This is a genomic window from Plantibacter sp. CFBP 13570 (genome assembly GCF_014841395.1).
Taxonomy (GTDB): Bacteria; Actinomycetota; Actinomycetes; order Actinomycetales; family Microbacteriaceae; genus Plantibacter; species Plantibacter auratus.
In genome coordinates, this window is sequence record NZ_JACYTW010000029.1 from 19943 (window position 1) to 41949 (window position 22007).

Here is a 22007-nt window from a genome sequence, read left to right on the forward strand (position 1 = left end):
ATTCCGGGATTTGTGGTAATGTTGGCGACGGAAGAACGCGGCGAGGCAATGCTGGAAAATCCATCTTTCTTGGGTTTAATGGGTTTGGAGGAATAATGGACAGGTCTAATCTGCAACGAGTCGTGGCGCTCATCAACGGCAAGGGTGGAGTCGGGAAGACAACGGTTACAGCGAACGTCGGGGGACTGCTCGCGCTTTCTGGATGGCGAGTGTTGGTCGTGGATCTCGACTACCAAGCGAACCTGGGGCTCGATCTGGGTTACCGGCACACGCCATCAGATGACGACGGACTGGCGCTCGCGCAATCGCTGGCGTATGGCGTCGATCTCAAGCTACTCCGCGACGTCCGGCCCGGATTGGACGTCGTTGTCGGGGGGAGCCACATTGAGGGGGCCGCCGCTGCGCTGGTCTCGAAGGCCGCGCAAGGCAAGCTGCTCGAAGCTCGGCTCTCGATCGCGGCGATGCTCGATAAGCTCGCAGCGGACTACGACATTATCCTCCTGGACTGCCCGCCTGGAAACGACATGCTGCAGTCTGCTGCTGTGGCCGCTGCACGATACGTCTTGATCCCGGTCAAGACGGATGATGGCAGCCTCGAGGGAATGAAGATCACCGCCTCGCGCCTCGAATCCGTGATCGACCTGAACCCCGATATGGATCTTCTCGGCGTGCTCATGTTCGGCTCCGGAACATCTGCCACCACCGTTCGCAGAGAGTTCAGTGACCAGGTCGTCGCGGCCCTCGGAGGTGTGGACGCCACGCCCGCCATGAAGGCGGAAATCGAGCACCTCGTCTTCACCTCGTACCTGCGTCACTCAGAGGCAACGGCGCGTAAGGCGCGGGGGAGTGGTCTGCTGGTTCACGAGCTCGACGACAAGGTGAAGGCCGCCCCGAAATTCTGGGACCAGCTCAAAGCTGGAATCAAGCCCCAGTCAGTCGGCCCGGCTTCAGCGGAGGGCGTGGCTGACGACTTGCAAGCCATCGCCGCGGAGGTCGTGCGACGCATCCAGGACAAGGAAGCAGCAATGGAGTTGGCGAATGTCTGAGAACACGCGAGACCGCACGGTTGCGGGCCCACCACCTCGGCCGGCGGGAGTGAGCAGCCTCATCCGGTCGATGCGTCCCGCCCCCTCCGCAGAGGTCGACAGCAGCGACGTGGTTCCGTCACCTCTCGACCCGCCTGCACTCCAGATGTCCTCTCCGCCGGCTGCGGCAGGGAGCGAAGCGAAGATCACAGTCACAACGCGCGCAGAACTCCGCGACCGGGTACGCGCCGCGTATACGATGACCCACGCACAAGAGGGCCACCGGACCTTCTCCGAGTTTGTGAGCGCACTTCTGGAACAAGAAGCGGTCAGGCTTGAGACCGAGTACAACCAAGGGAACGAGTTCCACGGCGGCAACGTCTCGCTGCCGAGAGGTCGACCGCTAGGGAGCTGATGGGACCGATGTTGTGACGACGGTGGTCGCTCTCCGTCGATCAGCTCGCCCGCATTGCAGAAATCCCTTCATGAGTTGTCCAACACTCAGTAAGTCCAGCTTGACCGGGTCGACTCACATCGCCCGGCCTGCGGCCGCTCCCTGCAATTGGTGCGTGAGCTACTTCGAAGCCGATCGACGAGGGAGCGACGCAATCTCATCAGCCTCGAAGTATGCGGCGGCAATCGTTGATGCCGATTCTGGGGAGATGCCTTCACCTATAAGAAGGTGCCCGACGGCGACGACGATGAACATGCCGGTCAGCCGGTGGGCCTCCAGGTCCTCGTCCACGGCCGGAGGGTGACCGCTGCCTATCGTGTCGACGCCCGCCGGCGCGTAGTAACCGGCGAGAAACCCTGTGGCGTGAGCGTAGGTTGAGTCCTCTCTCCAGAGCCGGTAGAACACGGCGCTGTTGAGCTCGGTCGCGTACACGGCCGCGGTGAGTTTCTCGGCTTGATCCCGGAGAACCTTGTCTTCTGTGACCTCCAAGACGAAGTCATTCAGCGCCTCCACATCGATATCAGAGCCGAAGCCGAGCTCGTCCATGTGGCCGGCTGTCTTTGCCATCGTCTTTCGCTCGTGCGCGAGCATCGCATGAGCTGCACCGTTGCGGTCCGGCTGTGGCATGTCGGCCAGCCAGTGCAGGCGCAGCACGATCTCCCACAGCGTTCGTCGGTTCGGTGCCGCTGCATGTGCGCGGCCGCTCGAGGTGAGCTCGGCGATAATCTGACTCTGCTCGAATGCGGCCCGCAGCCAACCGACTGCGAACTGACTCACGGTCGAGACGGGGATGTCGTCAAGCTTGACGGCCAAGACGGCTTCGGCCGCCCGACGCACTCGCGCAGCTGAGGAGTTGGCAACTCCGTCGTTCCGCTGGACCTGGCGCTTCTTCTTCGCGCTCTTCTCGCTCATTCGATCACGCTAGCGGCACCTCGCAGGCAGCCACCGCGACATCGTCATGTATTCGAACGTATGTTCTAATTGGCTCATGGGACAGAATCGGCGTTACGGCGAGGGGCTGACCGACCCGCTGTTGCACGAAGCTGTGCTGCGGCCGCGCCCAGTGTCGCTGTCGCCGCTCGAGCGGGGCGCTGAGACGGTGTCCGAAGCCGAGCAGCCGATTGAGGTGGAGGCGTGGGTCCGGTTCCCAGAGACGTCCGTACGGGTGCGGGGGAGAGCTGTTGCTTGGACGGATCGGGCGGTGTGGGTGGAGTTCGAGCTCCGCGATGGGACGCGTCGACGGGCGTGGGTGTGGGCGTCAGCCGTTGATCGGTTGTGATCTGCCGGCCGGGGGAGTGGTGGCGGTCTCGTTGGGTGGTTTGCCGTTGGCGTGATTGGTACCGCGGCGCCGACGTCGTCCCCGAAGCCCCTGCGCCTGTCGACGTCGACGCGTGGGTGAGGTTCCCGGAGACCTCGGTGCGGGTGCGCGGGCGAGCCGTCGCCTGGACGGACAAGGCGGTATGGGTGGAGTTCTCCCTCCGTGACGGCACCCGCCGGCGGACATGGGTGTGGGCATCGGCAGTCGACCGCCGATGATCAGCCAGGGCTGCCCGTTAAGGGTCTAGTCCCCGCGGGGCTTCGAGGTGAGGCGGGGGAGTGGCCGATGTGGTTGACCGGTTGATCGTTTCGGGGGCGATGGCGCATACTCACGAGCAGTGCGTCGGCCGGCCGGCAGAGGTGCTGGACGGGGGCGAGGGAGAGCAGTTCATGGTGTGGGTTGAGGCGAAGGCAGGAACGAGCGATCTCACGGTGCGGTTCAATACCGCGCATGTGCAGATGTTGGACTGGGAGATGCGGGTGCTCCACGGGGTGGAGCGGATCTTCGTGAACTTGTTCTTCATCGACGGGAAGACCCGAGGGTTCCGGTTGGGGGCATACCACGGTGATGAGGATGCGGAGCAGCAGCTCGCCGAGCTCTTCGGTTCCTGCCGCGTCCTGAGCTGACAGCGGTGCCGGCCGGAAAATGGTCGTGCGGGTTCTCGGGGTGGTGGCTACGCTGACCGGTGACAGACGCGAGGAGTCCTCCCCGGTTTCCGATCGCAGCTGTCAGCCGCTCCCGGTCAACGGCACCCGTCTGCTGGCCGGGAGCGCCTCGTGCATGCCTGAACGGTGCGGCTGGCAGGATGGCTGCATGGCACAGCGAACCATCACCACGCTCGTCGACGACCTCGACGGAACCGACCTCGGGCAAGGATCTGGCGAGACGATCCGGTTCGGCGTCGACGGCCGCGCGTATGAGATTGACCTCAGCGACGACAACGCCGGCGCGCTACGGGATGTGCTCCGCCCGTACACAGAGGCCGGTCGTCGGGTTGTCCCTCTCAGCACGCGTCGACGTCGCCAGTAGAGTGCGAGGACGGGCCGGGGGCCGGCCTAAGACTGATTGGGGAATCAGATGACGCAGCACGGCGCGCCGAGTGCCGGCGGAGCGAACCAAGGGCAGCAGCCGGCCGCCTCTGGGACAACTTCCGTTTGGAAGACACTTAGAAAGCGGATCATGTGCCCAGGTGCGGTGATCGTGATCGTCTTGCTTGTCGCTGGCTCCCTCTGCTTCGTAGCCATCTCGAGTGACAACCGGTGGCCCGCGGTCATATTCATTCTGGCCGGCGGAGCACTGGGCATCACGAAAGAAGTGCTGACGGCGTTCGCGGAGGACATCACCGACGTCAGTGTCATCGCAGACGCGCGTAAGCGATCGTTTCAGGGAGCAGCGATCGTCTGCTCGGTCTATGCTGCCGTCTTCGGGTTCCCGGGCGTTGTGGCAGGCGCCGCGCAACTTCTCCTGCAATAGACCGAGTCCGCATCTCGCCGAGGCGCTCATGCGGCTGCTGCGACATGCAGCGAGTTCTCAGCCGACCAGTTGTACGCAGGGAAGGATGCATCGACTGACATAAGATATATTATCGGTCACTTGATGTGGTTGAAATATCGGCTTAGTTCCACAGTTCGGCATGGTTCCAGCCTTCTGCGAATCCCATGCTTTCGATTCCTAGGAACGGGACGTTAGGGAAGCCGTCGACGATCTCGCGCAATCGACTCGTCCACTCGGTGTGTCCCGAGACGCTGCGGAGCAGATACGCCATTACTGCGAGTGCGTTGTATAGGCCGAAATCCTGTTTAGGGGCCGAATCATCACGGAGGTGGGCGAGCAGCGGGACCGTGTTCCCTCTTGGACGAGTGGGTGCCACCACGAGTTTCCTGTTGAAGAGTCGTGCCTGGTGAGCGGCGACGTTCCTGACGTAGTTCGTGCTGGCGATCCAGCTGGCGAGGGTCGTCTTGCTCGGGACGGCGTAGTGGGTGGCAACGCGGGTAGCGATGTCATTCTGGAGGCCACTGTATAGCTTGGCGAGGTGTCCGAGTTCAAGAATCTCAGTGAGAGCCCAGATGGGCATCTGGTCGTCGTACTTCTCTCGGAAGTGAGCGACAAACGCTTCTTTCGAGCTGGCGCGCCGTTCGTCCACGCGGGTGATCCACTCGGCGTGCTTGCTAGTGGTTTCACCTGTCTCCTCGTCGACGTACGGCTGGACGAATGCGGGAGTCAGGTTTCGTTGTTCGAGGTGTGCGAACGCAGACCTCTGGCCGAGGATGTGGCCTACTTGGGTCCGCAGAGAGACCTCGATTCGCTCGACTGCCTCAAGCACGTGCAAGCGAAGGTCACGATCAAAGGTGATGAGAGCGGCTGCATGGTCGATGTGCGTACCAGGCCGGTAGGCACTGAGAACGCGGGTCCTGCAGCGACCGCTCTCGTCGACGAATCGTTCAGACTGTCGTGCGGGGTAGAGATACCCGGTGAGCCGGTAGTAGCCAACTTCATCGAGGAGTTGAGTCGCTGCGGCCCTGTCATCGACAACGAGCCCTCGACCCTGCAGTTGGGTGATCTGCTGCTCGATGGACATCCACGGCTTGGTGTACGCGACCACATGTCTCCCAAAAGAAAATCAGCCCGAGCCGTGAGGCGAGCGGGCTGATCGTGATGGACCTAGCGTAGCAGCTTTCCTGCCAATCCTCGCACCCGCGGTAAGCACCTGTTTGGCTGTGCCCTCAGGCCGCTTTACGGATCTGGGATGCGGCGCGACGAGCTGGAAGCGTCCAACTAAATGACAGATGAGATCCAGCGGTCTGATGACTATTTGAACTTTTCTTGTCTGAAATGAAAGTTTGCGCTACTCTGAACGTGACCTAGGAGGTCCTCATGCCGATTGCACCGACAAGTTCCCAACTCGCTCGGAGCTGGCACTCCGCTTTCTCGAACGAAGAGCTGCTCGCCCTTCAGGCGGCCATTCCGCAGGGCATCCGTGACGCGCAGGCTCGGACTGGGCGCGCGAACAGGGAGTACGCCGATCCAGACGATGAGCTCTACGTCTACGGCGTGGGGATGTCGAGAGCGGTACCGAAAGACATCAGGGCCGGCCTACTGCAGGTGCCGAGCTTCCGTGAAGAACCCATCCCGCGCTCGTCTCGCAAGCTCATGGTCGTCGGCAATGGACTCATCTTCCCGATACGCGTGGGCGACAAGATGAAGCGGAACGTCAATCAGTACCGTCCGCCGTCGCTTTCGAAGACGCGACGTGACTCCTATGAGGAGTACGGCTCACGACGCCCCGAGTTGTCCGATCCAACTCTGTTCGACGACCCGGCGGAGGGCGATCACGTCGCCCGTGTCGAAGACGTTCTCCAGCACATGGACGAGAACGAAGACAACTTGGAACTGTTCGTCGCCTTCTACAGCAGCTCGCCGCTGGGTGTGGGCCAGATCATGTGGGCGCCCGCGCGTTTCGATGGCAAGTACCTGCGGTTTCTCGAGCCCGAGACCCTGACCTTCCGGAAGATGCCTCAGAAGAGCGAATCCGCTGCAACACGGCCACAGCCAGCAAAGAGCTTCGCGGAGGCCCCTCGGCCCCGGACCACCGTCACTCGACGAGTCTCCAAGCAGCCCGACACGCAGGACCAGTAATGCCTATGCCTCCCTCCAGCCTCACTCCCACGGACGTCGCTCGCGCCTTCGACCCGTCTCGCCTCGAACAGGCGCGACGACTCCGAGCGATGACCAAGGCCGACATGCACCGCCTCGTAGGAGTTTCCGCCGCGGCGATCGGGCAGTACGAACGCGGCGAGATCGTTCCGCGCGCTGAGACGATCAGCGCTCTTGCAGCTGCGCTCGACGTCCCCATCTCGTTCTTCACACTCGGTCGTCCCGCTGTTCGTGTCGAGGTCGCCCAAGCCTCCTTCCGTCGCCTGCGCTCGACCACGGTCGGACAGCAGCAACAGGCCACCGCATACGCAGAACTCGTTTGGGAACTGAGCCGCTACCTCGAGGAATACGTCGAGTTCCCCGACGTCGATCTCCCCGACTGGGCGCAGTCCGAATCTGACGACGCCCCCGACCCTGTGAGCGCTGCGCAACTCATGCGCTCCTACTGGAAGCTGGGCACAGAACCGATCCCGCACCTCGTCTATCAGCTCGAGCAGCACGGAATCCTGACGGTCTTGTTCTCGATGAAGGAAGACGAGCTCGATCCGAAACGCAAAATCGATGCCTTCTCCATCAGCTCGCTCCCTAGGCCGATCGTCGTGCTCACTCCAGACAAGGCTGATGACGTCCTTCGTCACCGGTTCTCAGCCGCCCATGAACTCGGTCATATCGTTCTTCACCATGGACGCCATGGCACCGACAGTCAGATGGAGCGCGACGCCGATACATTCGCTGCTGAGTTTCTTACCCCGCGAGACACGATTCAGAACGAGTTACCCCGACGGATCAACCTCGCGCGCCTCGACGACGTTAGCCAACGATGGGGGGTCTCGATCCACTCTCTCCTATACCGATGCAAGGAGCTCGAGTTCATCTCCGACTCCACCTACCGGCGCGCATGGATCACCTTGAACGCCGTGAAACCGACAACGCACTCGATCCGCGACTTCCCCGGGGAGAGACCCGAACTGATGAAGAACGCACTCGCGCTCCTCGACGAGGACGGCACCCCGCTCGCCGATGTCGCCGCCGACCTGCGCGTAAGCGTGAAAACCGTCCGTCGTCTCGCCGATATTGATGAGCCCGCTGCTCCTCGTCTGAGCCTCGTCCGGTCCTCGGACGATGGGGACCGCCGCCAGGCGGATCCGATCAACCCCCACAGTGAACAGGAAGGAGGAACCGCCATGTCGAATAGGTCCAGCATCTCCGGACGCTTCATCTCGAACGCAGCTGCGGCGCGTCACCCGCGCACCAGCGTTACCGAGTCTGGAGCGAACCGCACCAGCGCGACGCAGCACCGGAGCGCCATCACCGGGCACTACATCACCCCCGCTGCAGCCGCGCGTCACCCGCACACCAGCGTCACCGAGAACAAGAAGAAGTAGCAACAACGAAGGAGGGCTCGATCTCAGTAGAGGTGAGATCGAGCCCTCCTGTCGTTCACGCTACCCGGACGTTTTCGCAATAAGCAATATCGGGGTCAGAAGGTCCGTTCTGCGCCGGCCCGCAGGCTGAAGTGCGGGGCGCGCCTGCATTCGGCATCCTGCGGTGTCATAGCGCTACCTGCGTGCCGTTCCGGCCCAGCGCGACCGTCAGTAGGCGCATGAGGTAGTGGAGGGCGATCTGATACGTGCCGGCTACGGAGCCATAGCTGGATGACATGACCATGCTTGTGCCGTAAGCGATCGTTCTTGGCGGCCGTCGACGATCAGCTGCAGTGCACGCGGGGATGCCTAGGGCGGCATCGTCTTGGGTGACGTCGAGTGGGGGGGGGGGGGGGCTACCCCAGCTGAGAGCGCGCCGTAGAGCATGAAACCGTCGTCATGCACCCTCGGTGTGGATGGCCGGATCTCGATGCTCCACAGATCATGGTGCCGGCGGCGCGTAGATCGGGGTCAGCGTGTAGACGTTGCGTCCGCGGAGACGCGTTGCGGTCGCGCCGGTTTCCTTGCTGGTTCCTTCGTGGACGAGTACTCCTATCTCGACAAGGTTGCGGAGGCCGGCCTTCCGTGTGGAGTCGCTGATGCCGTACTCCGTGGCGATGTAGTTGCGCGGGAAGGTCATTTCACCGCCGCTAGCCTGCCCGTGAGTTCGGAGAGAGATGAGGTACATCACGAGCCCTGGGCCGCTGAGCTCGGAGGAGTGGAAGAGCATCCGCCATGCCAGTTCTGGGATGCGTCGGTAGGTGTCGCCGGACTGGCCTGTGGGGATCGTGTACTTCGCACCGGAGCGATCTTCGCGGAGCGCGCGAATGGTCCGCACGTCCCCGGACGCAACGCCGGGTTCACTGGCGACGAAGTTGCGCTTTTCGAGTTCCTGCCAGCTGCTGCGAATGACGCGACTGCCCGCACCGTCCGGATCCTCGAGGCCAAGGAGTGCAGCCCAGAACGATGCGGGTCTGTGTGACGTGTGATCCCCGCCCGCGGCGACCCACAGCAGGCTGATGTAGAGCAGGAGGCGCGTCTTTCCGCCGCGGCCGCCGCCGCCTGTCCCGCTGCTGTTGCTCAAGAGGCTTGCCAGAGGATGCGTGACGGCCCCAGTAGCGTCGCGTGATTTGAAGAACACGTCGCGAAACGGTCCCCCCATACCTTCTCGTCGCTGCTGGGCAGCCTTGGCGGCTTCGAACGCTCTCTTCTGTGCGTGAGACATCGGAACTCCTATTTCTCGAAACGAAGGCGTAGACTGTGAACTACGAGGATATCATTAATGGGTTGCGCTAGCGTAGGGTGGCGGGTTGCGTGCATCGCGATTTCGCATCATTTTCGATGTTCGCTCCGGTACAGTAGGTACTACCTCGAGCGGTACTACTACTGAATCGCACGCGAGCGCTTGGAGTGAGCCACCCTCTTACGGTGGAGCTCCCGCGTGAGCATCGAGGCGCGGTACAAGAGACCCCTCCGCCCGGGCGGAGGGGTCTCTTGCTGTCCGGCGGAACGCGTCGGCCACCGCCACAGAGGTTCGATCCGCGGCCGCGTCCTGCTCGAAGATGGGGAGGTGGGGAATCGATGAAGTTTCAGAGTGCAGGGGACATCGCCGCGTTGAGGGCTGCGCAGGTCCGCGTGCAGATTCCCTCATGGGCGTACGGCGGGGATCCACCAGGCCTAGCTGGCATGGCCGGTTGGGCGCTCGAGCGCGATAAGTCTGGGTGGCTCGTGCAGAACGCGGAGTCCGTTAAGGGTCGCCCGCCTCGTCTCATACGCGTATTGGACACCGGTTCTGAGTCGTCTCCAGACGACGAGTCGACCTACGCCTCGCTTCGCGAGCTCAGCGACTTCGACGGGATTCTGACGACCAACCTCTGGGAGCGAGCTGTCGCGTTCCGCGCTGAACTTGTCGAAAAGTACCCCCACGATGCGGCCGCGATGCTTACCGGAGCAATGGCTCTGATCGGCGCCACGCCAACTGCCGGAGAGCTGCCGGCAGTTGCTGCGGCAGTGATGCCAGAGCTCCACCGAAATGCGCTCTCGAACGCGCGCATGTTTCTGGTTCGCGGTTCTACCGAGCTCGCGGGGCGTCTTCAGATGCCGGGAGTCTTCCTGCGAGTCTCTGATGATGCCCCGAAGCCGAGCAGTGGTGACCTGCACTTCCAAAGCGCTCACCATCTCATGCCGGACAGCATGGTCGGCCTCGGTCCCTTCTTGGCGCCGGTATTCAGCAGTCTCTCGCCACACGTCTGGGGGATCAACATCCCTCGCATCGGTGGCTCGATCGCCATCGTGTTCGGAGAGTCGCTGCCGGGCAGGCGAAGCTTCGCAGTCGACCTTCTCGATACAGCCTCGCCTACTGGAAACGAAACCCGAGCCGACCCGGTCGGTACAATTGAGAGATCGGCATTTCGCGACGCCCTGCGGTGGTGGGCCAGCCGACTCGACTTGCTCCTGTCGCACGCAACCGAACCTGCGGTGAATTCAAGGGACGGGCACTGGGAACCAGGACGTGCGCAGCAGAGGATCATTACGCTGACGCAGGTATTCCGAAGTTGTCAGGCCCTCGCAACGTCGAGCGACGACCACACACGTCGAGTACTCATGTTCAATGTGCTCGATCAGCTACCCGGACTGAATCCACAGTGGAACTGGAGCGCGCTGACGAAGCCGAAGGCTGCCGTCGAACGGCTCGACAAGATAAGACTTCGGATGCCAGCCTCTGTGCAGACGGTGCTGCTGCCTCGAGCCGAACGCGCCATTGAGGGTCTGCGCGCTGTGGCAGAAGGCTTCTTTGCAGCCGAGCTCCTCGATGGCGACGGTATCCGGCTCCCTGACAAGGCAGGCGGTAACGTGACTGTCCCGCGAGTAGATGCTGCGTCTGAATGGCTGCGGGTGCTTCGGAACTCTACCCACGGCTTCGATCAAGGACTCACCCCTCGCCATGGGTTGCTGCTCGAAGCACACAACGGGCGGGTGCCGGCGACAGTTGCGGACCTGGCCTGGTTGCATCTCGTCTATCTGATGGCCTACCCGGAGCTTCTGGGCGGCACAGCGGCACTAATGGCTCGGCGCCGAGCTGACACATCCGCGTGACGTCGAGCGTTCACAACTTGTCGGCAATGCTGATGCGCTTAGAGCATCAGAATGAGGGAGCTTTGCTTTTAGCGTCGGCCTGGTGTCGGTAAAGGGTCGCTCGGCTCCAGCCAACGAGTGAGTATTTTGTCGGACCGGTTTCCACGGAGTTCTACAGGACGAGTGGTGGACGCAACGTGTTGTCCACTTGCAGCCGGTGCTCGTGCTCGGTCGATCGCCCAATATGCTGACCGACGTGAAGGTATTCGTCAGTTGGTCAAAGCCGCTCAGCCACGAGGTCGCGAAGTCGTTCGCCTCCTGGCTTCCGAAGGTCATTCAGGAGTGTCGCGAGCCGTTCGTGTCGTCCGATACAGCGAAAGGCGAGGCCTGGTTCCAAGCAATCACGGAGCAGCTCAAGGCCTCAAAGGTGGGCGTCGTGTTCATCACTGCCGAGAATCGACACGAGGAGTGGATTCACCTCGAGGCCGGAGCGATGTACGCCAGCTTCGGCAAGAGTCTCTGCCCGGTCCTCGTGGGTATCCGGAAGGCAGACTACGATGGGCCGCTCAGCAACCTTCAGCTCACTGAGGCTGAGGACAGAGACGACATGCTCCTGCTCATGCGGACGATCAACGACGTGCTCGAGACGCCCCTCCCAGCGTCCACGCTCGAGGAATCGTTTGATGCATGGTGGCCGAAATTGCAGGCCCAGCTCACTCAGGCAATCGCCTCCTCATCTTCGAGGGACGCGACGCCCGAGCGACCGATGGAGGCGAAGATCGACGAGATCCTCTTGGTTGTCCGCGAGTTCGCTCGGCAAACCGTGCCAGAACCTTCGAGTCACTCCAACGAGTGGCTGAAGATGCTGAGCAACTACACGCACCAACACGATGACACCACCGAGCGCAAGTTGCGTGTGGAGGCCTTTGCGAAGACATTCGGCGGGCAGTTCGTGCGAGAGGGTGACGATGTCGTCGGAACGATCATTGACGTGAAGCAGACACCGCTGTCGTCAGGTGTGTCGAAGGTCGAGGCATTGGTTCGCTGGGCGGATGGACGTCCCGCCGAGTGGCTGAGCCCGTCAACTCTCACGCTCTCCGATGTTCCGTTCTGACCAGTCTGAGTCCCCCCCCGACTGCGTCGGAACCGAGCTACCCACAGGCTGGTCACCCGACGGTGTCATGGACGCCCAACTGAATCAGACGGGTTGCGATGGGAGAGTGTGAGCGTACTCAGTGTGAGTGCGCCGAAAACGATCGTTTCTGAGCCGGGCGGGCGACGGCTGAGGGTGCCGCGGATTTCCGCACCTCGGGACTGGCTCAAAACACGGGCTCAAAACCATTTCGGATCAAAACACTACCCTGGACGTTTTCGAGCCTCGATGGTAGACTGGGCGGAGACGTTAGGAGTCCAGATGAGCATCGCTCTCACTCGAGTGCAGCCCGCGGTCAGCGAAGGTGAGGTGGATCGTCGGATGGCGTTTGCCGACGCAGCGCTCGGTGCCGCTGGCCATGCCGTCACGGATCCACGGATCTCCGCCGTTCGTCGGCGTGCGATCCAGGGTGAGCTCACGACCGAGCAGGCGATCGCTGAGGCGCTGTCGATCATCCGCGCCGAATAGTCGTGCCGGAGAAGTTTCGTGCCTGGGATGACTACTTCATCCCAGGCACCACTGTCTTAAAGAACAAGCTGGGCGAGACTGACCCGGTCCGGCTGAGCGCTGCCGAAGAAGCGATCGCGGCAATTCGCCTCGACGAGCTCGCCGCTCATCCGATCGACGGGGCGTTCGACTACGACCACATGAAGGCGATCCACCGGCACATCTTCCAGGATGTCTACGAGTGGGCCGGCCAGGAACGAGTGGGGCCCGACAGCTTCATGACGAAAGAAGGCCACGCCTACTATCCCGGCCCGCAGATCGCCGCCGATGCTGAGAAGCAGTACGAGAAGCTCGCCGACGCCGATCTGCTCCGCGGCCTGCTGCAGGAGAAGTTCGTGGAAGAGCTTGCAGAGTATTGGGGCGAGCTGAACGTCATCCACTCGTTCCGCGAGGGCAACACGCGCACGCAGTTCGTCTTCTTCTCCCAGCTCGCCGAGCAGGCTGGCTACGTCATCGACACGAAGCCGTTCGCCGTCGGCCAGGCGCTGCGCGACGAGTTCGTGCAGGCACGGTTCCACAGCCAAGACACCGGCAGCAATACCCGATTGCAGGACGTCCTCGGGCGGGTGATCACACCGGCAGTGCCGCAGCTCAGCGCCGAGCAGCAGGAGATCCAGAACCTGCGCGTTGCGATGTTTCCTCTGCCGGCAGCCGAAGCGGTGCGCCACCGCCCAGTCGCGCCCGAGGCGAGTCCGACCCAAGGACTATCGATCTCGGTGGAGCGCTCACCAGAAGCGGAGATGTAGGGATGGGACACATCATCGGTTATGCGCGGGTGAGTACGCGTGAGCAGAACCCTGAGCAGCAGCAGGCTGCGCTCGAGGCGGCCGGCGCTGAACGTGTGTACACCGACCATGGCGAGTCCAGCCGGAAGACGTCGCGCCCGCAGTGGGACGCATGCTGGGACCACCTCCTGCGCGGCGACACCCTCCTGGTGTATCGGCTTGATCGGTTGTCAAGCTCGGACGCTCACCTGATCACCCTCATCACGGAGCTCGGCGAGCGTGGCGTCGACCTGCGGTCACTGACCGAGCCGGCGATCGACACCACCAGCCCGATGGGGCGGGCGCTGTACGGGATCATGGCGGTGTTCGCGCAGCTGCGCGTGGACACGATCCGGCAGAACACCCTCGACGGTCTCGCGCACGCGAGAGCCCAGGGACGTGTCGGCGGGCGCCCGACGGTCATGACACCGGAACGCATCGCGATCGCAGTCCAGATGCGTGCTGAGAAAGCCACCGTCGGGCAGATCGCGTCGACGCTTCGGGTGGGCGAGGCGACCGTGAAGCGTGCACTGGCGGCCGCGCGAGCCGCCGAGGGCACACGCGTCTAGCCAGCTGAGGGACGGCGGATGGTCCAGGCGCGATATCCATGTCCTCGGCTGATGCCGAGATCGCGATCACGGTAGGTCCCGAGCCGCACGCGCTCAGCGACCGTACCGATCGACCGAGCGAACCCGTCGATCATGGCTAGTGCTGCGACGTTTTCGTTCTGGGTGGCGAGTGCGATGTCGCGCAGCGGCTCGAGGTCTGCCGCTGCGGTGAGCAACGCGAGACCGATGCCGCGGCGTTGTGCCGGCGGGGCCACCCCGACGACCTGGATGAACAACGGGTCGGAGCGACGCACCCCTCGGACCGCGACGCAGAGGCCGACGTGGACCTCATCGATCTCCGCCAGAAGGACGAACCGATCAGCGATCATCGAGACGTTTTCGCCGACGGACTTCACGGCGATGGGTTCGCAGATGAATTGCAGATCCTTCACCCGTCGGCCGTCTTGCCCGGTTGGTGTCGCCTCCCGAATCGAGACGGCCGATGGCGGCAGATGGGCTAGCTGGTTCTGCCATGCGGTGAACGCGGCGTCTCGCCCGTAGGAGAACTCTGGTTCGAACTTGTCGTAGTCGGTGTCTCTCGCGATGCTGGGCATCTGAGAAGAGTAGTGCGGGAGAATTGGCCGCATGGTCGCTCGACGGCGACACAGCACCGCTGAGGGAGGCCTGATGACTGAGTTCATTTCCGCCACTGCCGACGTCCGCGGCGAGTACCGCTACACCTTGACCCGAGTCTGGGACGCGACACTACCGACGGTCACATTCGTGCTGCTGAACCCGAGCACGGCCGACGCGACGAAACTCGACCCCACACTGAAGCAATGCGTCAAATTCGCGACGCGCGAGGGATTCGGCGGCATGTTGATCCTCAACCTGTACGCGTTCCGCACGAAGGAACCAAAGGTGATGCTGGCTGCGGCTGACCCGGTGGGGCCGGAGAACGATCGCGTCCTCGCCGGCGCCACAGGCACCGTCATCGCCGGATGGGGTGCGAAGGCCAAACCTACCCGCGTGACCCAGGTACTGGCTTTACTGCCGCCACTTCACTCGTTGGGTGTCACCAAGGACGGGCACCCCTGTCATCCGCTTTATCTCGCAGACAACACGCCTCTCTCGGCATGGACGCCTCGCTGAGCTGATCCGAATACTCAGGGGCGGCTGGGGTCGCGACCGACGAGCCGCACGATGCTCTTGAACATCCCGCCAGACTTCTTCGTCCCCGACACGATTGGCGGTTCGCGAAAGCTCTCGACGCTTTCCACGAAGCTGAACTCTGAGGATGCAGGCGAGTGCGCAAAAAAGACATCTAGACCAGGGTTTTTACTTGGTCGTGATAGACTTAGACCACGGGTTAGGGGTGTGTAATGACTATTGCAATGACGATCACTGCGGCTGAGCGAGATGCTCGGCGTCGCGATGTAGCTGCTGCTGCGCACAGCTCCGCAATGGAGGGCCTCGAGGCGACGGCGGAGTACCGCGCGGATGCGGAAGCGTACGTCGACGGCCAGTTCGACGTCGACGAGCTCGTCCGTCGCACTCGCGCCCGCTACGGTCTTGCCTGAGTTCGTCGACCCCTACCTTGACCCTGCGTCCGGGGTGCTCCGCAACCGGCTTGGCATCACGGATCGCGCCGAACTTGACCGCGCAGAAGGTGACCTTACTGAGGCGCGGCTGGCACAACTACTGCGCAACCCGACCAAGATCACCGCAGATCTGGGGCAGCTGCAACGCATCCATCACCAGTTGTTCCAAGACGTCTATGACTGGGCAGGTGAGCTGCGCACCGTTGATATCCGTAAGGGCGATTCGCCGACTGCGGAGTTCTTCATGCCGGTTGCGAGACTGCAGCAGGGCGCCGGTTTCGCATTCGCTGAACTCACCGAGGAGGGACGTCTGCGGGAACTTGATCCAGAGCGGTTCGTGGGCCGTTTGGCGTGTCACTACGACCAGGTGAACTACCTGCATCCGTTCCGTGAGGGCAATGGTCGAACGCAACGTGTCTTCTGGTCTCAGATTGCCCATGAGGCCGGTTACACGCTCGATTGGACGGCTGTTACTGGAGCAGCTAACGACCAGGCGTGCAGAATCGCTGCTGAGTCCCAAGATCTCCTACCCTTGCAGGCGATGTTCGGGCAGGTCGCGAGCAAGACGTTGCCGGTCGTCGACGTCGACCTGCAACGGCTGCTCGCGCTGCGGCGCGCATCGTTTCCGCTGCCGGCGTCCGAAGCGGTGCGCCAGCGCCCGGGCAAGGCGCCGAAGGCAAGCTCGAGCTCCGTGCAGTCCTCGCCGGAGCGCTCTGTCGAGCAGGAACGCTAACTCCCACACTCAGAGCCTGAGGCAGCCGAGCCAGCTCGCGGGCCGGGATCATCGCAAGCCGGTGGGCCCGGAGAGCTGCTCAGGCGATCGACAGATGCACTGTCTGCTGGGCGTCACCCTCGTCCCCGCCGGCCGCTTGCTCAGGGTTCACCGGGTCGTCGAACATGTACATCGGGATCAGCTCCGAGCTCGGGTAGTGGGCTCGTTTGCGATTCGGGTCCCATTCGGAGATCAGGGCGGGAACGAACCGTGGCTGCCGACCATCCGTCCATAGCGTTGCTGCGTCCTCGGGAGACAGCGACGCCGAGACTGCTTGCTTCGCCTCGTCAATGATTTTGTTCAGTTGTGTGGAGAGGTCTGTGACGAGAGCTTCCGCTCGTGCGCGTATGGCCGGGGGCATTGCGCCAGCGGCGGTGATCGTTTGGATCTGCTGCAGCGATGGAGTGCCGTCGGTGGCGTTCAGCGTGGCGAGAACGTAAGACGCTTCGAGGTCGCTTTCCGAGTGGGCGATGGTTCGATTTCGGAGCTTGTCGAGCTGGCTATGCACCCCAAGGAACTGCTCCGGGACCGACACGTACTCGAGCACTGGGGGGCGGTGATCCGACTTCTTGACGCACCGCAGATACGCGATGACTGCTTGGTTCACCAACGCCCGGTAGATCTGGTGGCCTCGCTCGTCGACCGCGTTCTCGAACTCCGCGGCGAGCTCGAAGTTCTGCCGAGCCTCGGTGAGATCCGCGTTGAAGCTCGAGAGGGTTGCGAGCGCGATGACCGGTTCGGACGCCAGGACTATTGCCTGCCGGGAGTACTCGATAGGAAGTGCTGCTACGGCGGTGTTCGGCGCTTGGTGCAGGGCGGCGAGCTGCTCGGAGAGCCGTTCCTCGTCGGACGGGTCGAAGGTGTCATCTGCGGCGAGGAGCACGAGGCAGCGGTTGTCAGCCGCGCGCACAGCCTCCCACCATCCTGGAAGGTCGCCTGGGCCGGCGTCGCTGTCGATGATGACCTCATCCGAGATCAGTACCCGGATGTGTTCCGGGGAAGCATCAACCAGCCCCTCCAGCTCCACCGTCTCACCCAGGGGAACCCAACCGAGCTCGCGGGCTCGGTCGATGAGCTTCTGTCCGACACCGAAGGTGAACACGAGGTATGGGGCCGTTGTGCCTTCTGCCGTCACCAGGATCAGGGTGTGCATGATGTCCACTCAGCTCTTCGTTCTCTCGGGGGGCTCAGGCGTTTTGTGGCGTGTTGATGCGTTCGTCGATCCGCCGCAGCATTCGCAGGAGCAGGTCTGCCAGTTGCACGACCTCCGCTGCTTCGAACGGGTCATCGAAATGCACCGTCCGGTGACTGGCCGGGTTTTTGAATGCTCCGATAGCCCCGCAAAAGAGCTGGCTCGTGGCAACTTGTTCACTGCTTTCAGCTGATGGGTCAGTGAGCGGGCCTCCAGTCTTGAATGCCTCCTGCATGAGATTCCTACCGACCAGCCCGGCAGGAAACTGCCCCAGCCGCCGGACTTCGATCTCGACAGCTTTCAGTGCCGCAAATGCGGCGGTCTCGTAGTCACCTCGAGCGAACGCAGGCTTCGCCGACCCTAAGAGTGCCGGCGAGAGCTCTGCGGAGAGCAGAGCAGATGCTTGGAGGTCGAGCACCGCAGCTGGACTCGCCGCGATCGCAGCACCTTGTTGTGTGACACGCTGCCATGCTCCGCCACCGGATTCTCCGACGCACCCGTGCGCGACCAGCCAAGCCCACGCATCGCCGACGCGTCCGACCAGCGCAAAACGGTCCGTCTCGGATCTGAACTTCTCTTCCGCGTGGACCATGGTGTTGTGACCGCTGACAGAGTCTCCCTCGCCGCCGGTGCCTTGGAGCAGCGCGACGGCGATCTCCTCGGTCGTACCGATCCGGACAAGCTCTGCGTCTGGCAATTCACTCATGGTGTGACGCTAGAGCAGATTCGCTCGAGAGCGGTATCCCCGGTCCCCTATGGCGTATCTAGCTGACGTAGGTAATGGGTGCTGTGGGGAGGTAGGCCAGGGCGCTGGTTCCGTTGGGCGAGATGTCGACCCGGTCGGGCAGTCCATCGCTTTGTGGAACGAACGCTGAAAGGAACCGTGCCCACGGCCGTGCTTGTCGGGCATCCCGTTCGATCAAGGTCGCTGGGTAGGCGTTAGCCATGTCAAGCACCTCGTAGGCCTCGTCGGGAAGGTACTGGGTGTGGTCAAGGGGTCGGTGATAGAACCCCCACAACTGCACCATGCCTTGCTCGATCACCACGCAAGGGTGCGCGGAACCGTAGCTGCCCCAGTTCGAGCGAAGAGGACGGGCCGCGAATCCATCTGAGGCGGCGGCATCATCGTTCCGGAACACCCGCGCGACCCGTGTTCCTTGAGCCCACTCGGGGAGGGCATCGGTGTCGTCGAGGAAACGCAACCAGGCTTCGAGGTTTGTCTCCTGTGTGACGGACGGGTAGAACCCTGTTTCGTCAATTTCAGGTCGGGACGGCTGGGGGTAGTCGCGGAAGGTGCGGATCGAGCGCAGGCCATCCCCGAATGGCACGATCATCCGGTCGTCCAGTGCGCGCGGGATCCCGCGGGAATGCACTGGCCAGCGGGTGCTCGTCAACCAGGTCTGGCGGTCGTCGATGTCGATTGCATCGCAGAAGCGCCAACGCACAATTTCGTCCGCAACCTGGGGCGAAACCCCTGCTCGAGTCAGGGCGTCGCGGGAAAGGTCGCACCCCGTGCCTCCGTAGCCCACAGTCGCGGTGCCGACGCCCACCCAATCGCCTGAGTCCAGTTGCCACAGCATGTATGGGACCCGAATATCTTCATCGTCGGCGAATAGCCGCGGGTCCAGACCCGACTGCACCAACACGTCACTCGATTCGAATGCTGAGATCGAGCGGACAATTCGGGATCCGAGGGAGGTGACGTAGTCACCGGCGGCCGCGTTGTCTATCACGGGCACGCGCTCCAATGGCTCCGCGACTGGCTCCGCCTCGGCAGCTTGGATCAGGTTTGCGATGTGCGTATGTGAATACCCCAACAGTCTTCCCAGCGAGGACTTCGTTGCGTACTCGTCGCTGCGCATGGTGTCTGCAGCGAGACGCCCCATCGCGAGGTCGAGGCGCCGGAGCTCCCTCACTGCGCGCTCACGCTCGGCACGGATGGTGATCAACGCCGCGGTCGAAGTTCTCATGTTGAATAGTGTTACACACATGCTGCAACAGTTGTTTCACTTTTGGGGCTTGAGGTCATTTGTGAGGCCGCGTGCCTTGGTCGATTCGATGTTGCGCCAGTCCCAAGCCGGTCTAGCCGATGAGTGAGCGCGGCGTCGCGGGTCCTGCTGGAACTAGTCGTACTCAGCTGACGAGCTTTCGCTCGAGGTGCTTGTTCATGAGGAGCCGGCGTCGCCGGCGCTGTGCTTGACACTCCCGTCCCTTCGGGACGGGAGTGTTCCCGTATCTGATGTGGTGCGCCGTTCTGGCTCTGCGATCGTAGCTGCGCTCGTCCGGTGCGCACCCATCGCTCGCTATTTGCAGACTTCGCCTCCGCAAGCTCCGGCTGCGCTTAGCAACCGCTCTCTCCCGGGCGCTTACCTCCCTCTCTTCGCTCTCTCTCTACGTGCCAGATCGGCTCCCCACCTCAGATAAGGGAAAACAACGAGGGGGTGGGGGCTCACGAAGCGGGCTGGGTCTTCGAGGCCAGCTCGCGCACACGAAATGGAGCAACACGGATGAACAGAGCACTCAGAATCAGCGCGGCAGGGGTCGTCGAGGCCGTGCACGTGGACACAAGCAAGGTCACGTTCCCGGACGAGATGAACGAGCTGTTGGGGTCGGATTGGTACGACCTCGCGAGCTCGTTCGGGTCCGGTGTCGAGCTGTACTACGACATGTACGGCGCGGACCGGGGCACACCCGTCAACGGGGTCGCATCGATGCTCCTGCACCAGGCGGGACACCCGATGATCGTGCACGGCCCGATTGTGTTCCTCGGCACCGATGAGCAGGGCAGCCCGGCCGGTCTGTCTGACGCTCAAACCGCTGCGGTCGTGTCCGCCTGGTGCGCGGCGACCGCGTATCCGCCGCTGACGAACGCCGCCGCGCTCCTCGGCTAACCCCACCCCAGGACGACCCCGCAGCAACGACAAAGGCCGGGGTCGGTGACATTTCAGCTGTCACCGTTCCCGGCCACTTGAAATTCTATCTGAAAGGCAACATCGTGACCAAGAACACCACCACCACCCAGACCGCCGCCCGGCAGACCGCACAGGCTGTTCCGGCGGGTGTGTTGGAGCACCTGGACCCGCAGACGATCATCGTTGAGACCAACGTCCGCACCGTCGCCCCGCTCACGCCCGAGTTCATCGACGGCATTCGCCGGTTCGGGGTTATGCAGCCCGTCGTCGCGCGTCGTGACGAGCACGGGAACGTCCTGGTGCGGATGGGTCAGCGCCGTACCCTCGCCGCCCGCGAGGCGCAGCGCCCCACCATCCCCGTCTACGTGGTCGAGGCGGACGAGGCGACCACGGAACGCATCGTCGCGCAGATGATCGAGAACGAGCACCGCACGGAACTCAGCGACGCTGACCGGGTCGCCGCCTGGCAGCAGCTGTCCTTCGAGGGTATGGACGTCGCGACGATCGCGAAGCAGCTCGGCACCGCCAAGGCTCGTGTGACGACTGGCCTCGCCCTCGCAGAGCACGCCGGCACGGCAGCGGCCATGTTCACCCACCAGCTGACGTTGGAGCAGGGGGCCGCGTTGCTCGACTTCGCGGACGATCCGGACGTCACCGCCGAACTGATCCAGGTTGCGACGACCGAGCCGGAGCAGTTCGAGCACGCCGCGCAGCGCGCCCGCAACGACCGCCACATCCGACAGCTCGTGGACGCTGCGACCGAACAGCTCACCGGGCAGGGGTTCGCGGTCGTGGACTACGTCGACTGGTCCACGGGCATGGTGTCGATCGCTCAGCTCGCGACCCTGGACGGGGAACCGGTGACCCCGGACGTGATCTCCGAGGTCGAGGGCCGCACAGCCACGGTGAACGCGTATGCGGGCGACGCTGAGGCGTCCGTCCGCTACTACATCCCGAAGAGCGCGAAGGGGTTCCGGGACCGCTACGCGTCCACGGCGTCCAAGCCCGCAGCGGACGAGTTGACGCCTGAGGAGCGGGAGGCGAAGAAGCAGGAGCGCCGTCAGTTGATCGCGAACAACAAGGCGTGGGATGCCGCGCAGACGGTGCGCCGCGACTGGCTCGCAGCCAAGCTGCGCGCCAAGACCCTGCCGAGGGGTGCCGCGAAGGTGATCGCGGACGGCCTCACCACCCACCGCCACGCGGTCTCCCGGGGCATGGACACCGGGAATCGGTTCGCCCACGAACTGCTCGGCGTGAAGCACGACAAGGCGGCCTACGGGTCGATCAGCGACCGACTCGCCGCAACGACCTCGAAGAACCCGACCCGCGCTCAGCACGTCGCCCTGGCAATCGTCCTCGCTGGCATCGAAGAGTCCACCGGCCGCCACACCTGGCGACAGGGCGGCGACGATATCGCCGCCTACTTCCGTCAGCTCGCCGCGTGGGGCTACCCGCTGAGTGACGTGGAGCGGATCGCCGCGAAGCTCCCCACCGACAGCTAACCGGTCCTGTCCGGGGTGAGGCCCAGCACCTCATCCCGGACAAGCGGCGCGGCATCGCACGCAGAGCGCACGATGCGAGGGGTCGGAGCCCCCTCACACTCCCCCA

24 protein-coding genes are annotated in these 22007 nt (G+C 63.2%); 17 read left to right on the forward strand and 7 right to left on the reverse strand.

From position 1 onward, the window contains the following. Positions 1–122 precede the first annotated feature (122 nt). Together IFT89_RS11265 and IFT89_RS20925 are read left to right on the forward strand one after the other, a co-directional pair. A complete protein-coding gene (locus IFT89_RS11265; protein WP_202938989.1) occupies positions 123–1046 on the forward strand; it encodes a ParA family protein in 924 nt (307 codons plus the stop codon). 145 nt (positions 1047–1191) lie between these two features. After that, positions 1192–1440, forward strand: a complete 249-nt coding sequence (locus IFT89_RS20925; protein WP_374190800.1) for a ParB family protein — start codon at positions 1192–1194, stop codon at positions 1438–1440. A 159-nt stretch (positions 1441–1599) separates the two neighbouring features. Here IFT89_RS20925 and IFT89_RS11275 read toward each other — a convergent pair whose 3' ends face one another. Further along, complete coding sequence (locus IFT89_RS11275; RefSeq protein ID WP_202938991.1) at positions 1600–2391, reverse strand: hypothetical protein; 792 nt, start codon at positions 2389–2391, stop codon at positions 1600–1602. 684 nt (positions 2392–3075) lie between these two features. On the opposite strand from IFT89_RS11275, the gene IFT89_RS11280 reads away from it, so the two are divergent. From IFT89_RS11280 to IFT89_RS11290, 3 genes are all read left to right on the forward strand, one after another. After that, a complete protein-coding gene (locus IFT89_RS11280) occupies positions 3076–3423 on the forward strand; it encodes a hypothetical protein (protein WP_202938992.1) in 348 nt (115 codons plus the stop codon). Between the two features lie 187 nt (positions 3424–3610). Next, positions 3611–3826, forward strand: coding sequence for a histone-like nucleoid-structuring protein Lsr2 (locus IFT89_RS11285; protein WP_202938993.1), 216 nt, complete (start codon positions 3611–3613; stop codon positions 3824–3826). A 48-nt stretch (positions 3827–3874) separates the two neighbouring features. Then, entirely contained in the window at positions 3875–4270 is a 396-nt protein-coding gene (locus IFT89_RS11290; RefSeq protein WP_202938994.1) for a hypothetical protein, read from the forward strand. 142 nt (positions 4271–4412) lie between these two features. Here the strand turns inward: IFT89_RS11290 and IFT89_RS11295 are convergent, their stop codons facing one another. Then, complete coding sequence (locus tag IFT89_RS11295) at positions 4413–5375, reverse strand: Abi family protein (RefSeq protein WP_202938995.1); 963 nt, start codon at positions 5373–5375, stop codon at positions 4413–4415. 296 nt (positions 5376–5671) lie between these two features. Here IFT89_RS11295 and IFT89_RS11300 point away from each other — a divergent pair, with 296 nt between their 5' ends. Beyond that, on the forward strand, positions 5672–6433 hold the full coding sequence (locus IFT89_RS11300) for a hypothetical protein (RefSeq protein WP_202938996.1): 762 nt from the start codon (positions 5672–5674) through the stop codon (positions 6431–6433). A 5-nt stretch (positions 6434–6438) separates the two neighbouring features. After that, positions 6439–7836 carry an XRE family transcriptional regulator gene (locus IFT89_RS11305; protein WP_274605576.1) on the forward strand — a complete coding sequence of 466 codons (1398 nt, stop codon included), beginning with the start codon at positions 6439–6441 and terminating at the stop codon, positions 7834–7836. A 481-nt stretch (positions 7837–8317) separates the two neighbouring features. Here the strand turns inward: IFT89_RS11305 and IFT89_RS11310 are convergent, their stop codons facing one another. Further along, entirely contained in the window at positions 8318–9100 is a 783-nt protein-coding gene (locus IFT89_RS11310; RefSeq protein ID WP_202938998.1) for a hypothetical protein, read from the reverse strand. A gap of 554 nt (positions 9101–9654) precedes the next feature. On the opposite strand from IFT89_RS11310, the gene IFT89_RS11315 reads away from it, so the two are divergent. The 5 genes from IFT89_RS11315 to IFT89_RS11335 all read left to right on the forward strand — a co-directional run bounded on the left by IFT89_RS11315 (position 9655) and on the right by IFT89_RS11335 (position 13943). Beyond that, the gene (locus IFT89_RS11315) at positions 9655–10971 is read left to right on the forward strand and encodes a hypothetical protein (RefSeq protein WP_213014254.1); all 1317 of its coding nucleotides are present in this window, start codon (positions 9655–9657) and stop codon (positions 10969–10971) included. Positions 10972–11206: 235 nt separating this feature from the next. Then, positions 11207–12064 carry a TIR domain-containing protein gene (locus IFT89_RS11320; RefSeq protein WP_202939000.1) on the forward strand — a complete coding sequence of 286 codons (858 nt, stop codon included), beginning with the start codon at positions 11207–11209 and terminating at the stop codon, positions 12062–12064. A 360-nt stretch (positions 12065–12424) separates the two neighbouring features. After that, positions 12425–12571: a hypothetical protein gene (locus IFT89_RS11325; RefSeq protein ID WP_202939001.1), complete on the forward strand. Its 147-nt coding sequence runs from the start codon at positions 12425–12427 to the stop codon at positions 12569–12571. Between the two features lie 2 nt (positions 12572–12573). Further along, positions 12574–13356 (forward strand): Fic/DOC family protein, encoded by a 783-nt coding sequence (locus tag IFT89_RS11330; RefSeq protein WP_202939002.1) that lies wholly within the window; start codon positions 12574–12576, stop codon positions 13354–13356. A 2-nt stretch (positions 13357–13358) separates the two neighbouring features. Then, positions 13359–13943 carry a recombinase family protein gene (locus tag IFT89_RS11335; RefSeq protein ID WP_202939003.1) on the forward strand — a complete coding sequence of 195 codons (585 nt, stop codon included), beginning with the start codon at positions 13359–13361 and terminating at the stop codon, positions 13941–13943. Here IFT89_RS11335 and IFT89_RS11340 read toward each other — a convergent pair. Then, positions 13940–14623 (reverse strand): GNAT family N-acetyltransferase, encoded by a 684-nt coding sequence (locus IFT89_RS11340; RefSeq protein WP_244650700.1) that lies wholly within the window; start codon positions 14621–14623, stop codon positions 13940–13942. The genes IFT89_RS11335 and IFT89_RS11340 overlap by 4 nt on opposite strands. Here IFT89_RS11340 and IFT89_RS11345 point away from each other — a divergent pair. The 3 genes from IFT89_RS11345 to IFT89_RS11355 all read left to right on the forward strand — a co-directional run bounded on the left by IFT89_RS11345 (position 14610) and on the right by IFT89_RS11355 (position 16256). Then, the gene (locus tag IFT89_RS11345) at positions 14610–15074 is read left to right on the forward strand and encodes a DUF1643 domain-containing protein (RefSeq protein WP_202939005.1); all 465 of its coding nucleotides are present in this window, start codon (positions 14610–14612) and stop codon (positions 15072–15074) included. The two genes, IFT89_RS11340 and IFT89_RS11345, sit on opposite strands and share 14 nt — an antisense overlap. A gap of 230 nt (positions 15075–15304) precedes the next feature. Continuing rightward, complete coding sequence (locus IFT89_RS11350; RefSeq protein WP_244650697.1) at positions 15305–15502, forward strand: hypothetical protein; 198 nt, start codon at positions 15305–15307, stop codon at positions 15500–15502. Beyond that, positions 15495–16256, forward strand: coding sequence for a Fic/DOC family protein (locus tag IFT89_RS11355; RefSeq protein WP_202939006.1), 762 nt, complete (start codon positions 15495–15497; stop codon positions 16254–16256). Before IFT89_RS11350 ends, IFT89_RS11355 begins: the two co-directional genes overlap by 8 nt. A gap of 79 nt (positions 16257–16335) precedes the next feature. On the opposite strand, the gene IFT89_RS11360 is transcribed toward IFT89_RS11355, so the two are convergent. Genes IFT89_RS11360 through IFT89_RS11370 form a run of 3 tightly spaced genes read right to left on the reverse strand, consistent with a single transcriptional unit; the run spans position 16336 to position 19457 of the window. Further along, positions 16336–17457 carry a hypothetical protein gene (locus tag IFT89_RS11360; RefSeq protein WP_202939007.1) on the reverse strand — a complete coding sequence of 374 codons (1122 nt, stop codon included), beginning with the start codon at positions 17455–17457 and terminating at the stop codon, positions 16336–16338. Between the two features lie 25 nt (positions 17458–17482). After that, positions 17483–18193 (reverse strand): TIGR02391 family protein, encoded by a 711-nt coding sequence (locus IFT89_RS11365; protein WP_202939008.1) that lies wholly within the window; start codon positions 18191–18193, stop codon positions 17483–17485. Between the two features lie 58 nt (positions 18194–18251). Beyond that, a complete protein-coding gene (locus IFT89_RS11370) occupies positions 18252–19457 on the reverse strand; it encodes a hypothetical protein (protein ID WP_202939009.1) in 1206 nt (401 codons plus the stop codon). 537 nt (positions 19458–19994) lie between these two features. Between IFT89_RS11370 and IFT89_RS11375 the strand changes: the two genes are divergently transcribed. Continuing rightward, positions 19995–20378 (forward strand): DUF3846 domain-containing protein, encoded by a 384-nt coding sequence (locus IFT89_RS11375; RefSeq protein WP_202939010.1) that lies wholly within the window; start codon positions 19995–19997, stop codon positions 20376–20378. Positions 20379–20482: 104 nt separating this feature from the next. Then, positions 20483–21901, forward strand: coding sequence for a ParB/RepB/Spo0J family partition protein (locus tag IFT89_RS11380; protein ID WP_202939011.1), 1419 nt, complete (start codon positions 20483–20485; stop codon positions 21899–21901). The last annotated feature ends 106 nt before the right edge of the window (positions 21902–22007 follow it).

Coding starts and splice junctions, on each gene's coding strand:
- IFT89_RS20925 (WP_374190800.1), top strand. CDS start 1,192: ATGTCCTCTCCGCCGGCTGCGGCAGGGAGCGAAGCGAAGATCACAGTC.
- IFT89_RS11275 (WP_202938991.1), bottom strand. CDS start 2,391: ATGAGCGAGAAGAGCGCGAAGAAGAAGCGCCAGGTCCAGCGGAACGAC.
- IFT89_RS11285 (WP_202938993.1), top strand. CDS start 3,611: ATGGCACAGCGAACCATCACCACGCTCGTCGACGACCTCGACGGAACC.
- IFT89_RS11290 (WP_202938994.1), top strand. CDS start 3,875: ATGACGCAGCACGGCGCGCCGAGTGCCGGCGGAGCGAACCAAGGGCAG.
- IFT89_RS11295 (WP_202938995.1), bottom strand. CDS start 5,375: ATGTCCATCGAGCAGCAGATCACCCAACTGCAGGGTCGAGGGCTCGTT.
- IFT89_RS11300 (WP_202938996.1), top strand. CDS start 5,672: ATGCCGATTGCACCGACAAGTTCCCAACTCGCTCGGAGCTGGCACTCC.
- IFT89_RS11305 (WP_274605576.1), top strand. CDS start 6,439: ATGCCTCCCTCCAGCCTCACTCCCACGGACGTCGCTCGCGCCTTCGAC.
- IFT89_RS11310 (WP_202938998.1), bottom strand. CDS start 9,100: ATGTCTCACGCACAGAAGAGAGCGTTCGAAGCCGCCAAGGCTGCCCAG.
- IFT89_RS11325 (WP_202939001.1), top strand. CDS start 12,425: ATGGCGTTTGCCGACGCAGCGCTCGGTGCCGCTGGCCATGCCGTCACG.
- IFT89_RS11335 (WP_202939003.1), top strand. CDS start 13,359: ATGGGACACATCATCGGTTATGCGCGGGTGAGTACGCGTGAGCAGAAC.
- IFT89_RS11345 (WP_202939005.1), top strand. CDS start 14,610: ATGACTGAGTTCATTTCCGCCACTGCCGACGTCCGCGGCGAGTACCGC.
- IFT89_RS11340 (WP_244650700.1), bottom strand. CDS start 14,623: ATGAACTCAGTCATCAGGCCTCCCTCAGCGGTGCTGTGTCGCCGTCGA.
- IFT89_RS11350 (WP_244650697.1), top strand. CDS start 15,305: ATGACTATTGCAATGACGATCACTGCGGCTGAGCGAGATGCTCGGCGT.
- IFT89_RS11365 (WP_202939008.1), bottom strand. CDS start 18,193: ATGAGTGAATTGCCAGACGCAGAGCTTGTCCGGATCGGTACGACCGAG.
- IFT89_RS11370 (WP_202939009.1), bottom strand. CDS start 19,457: ATGAGAACTTCGACCGCGGCGTTGATCACCATCCGTGCCGAGCGTGAG.
- IFT89_RS11375 (WP_202939010.1), top strand. CDS start 19,995: ATGAACAGAGCACTCAGAATCAGCGCGGCAGGGGTCGTCGAGGCCGTG.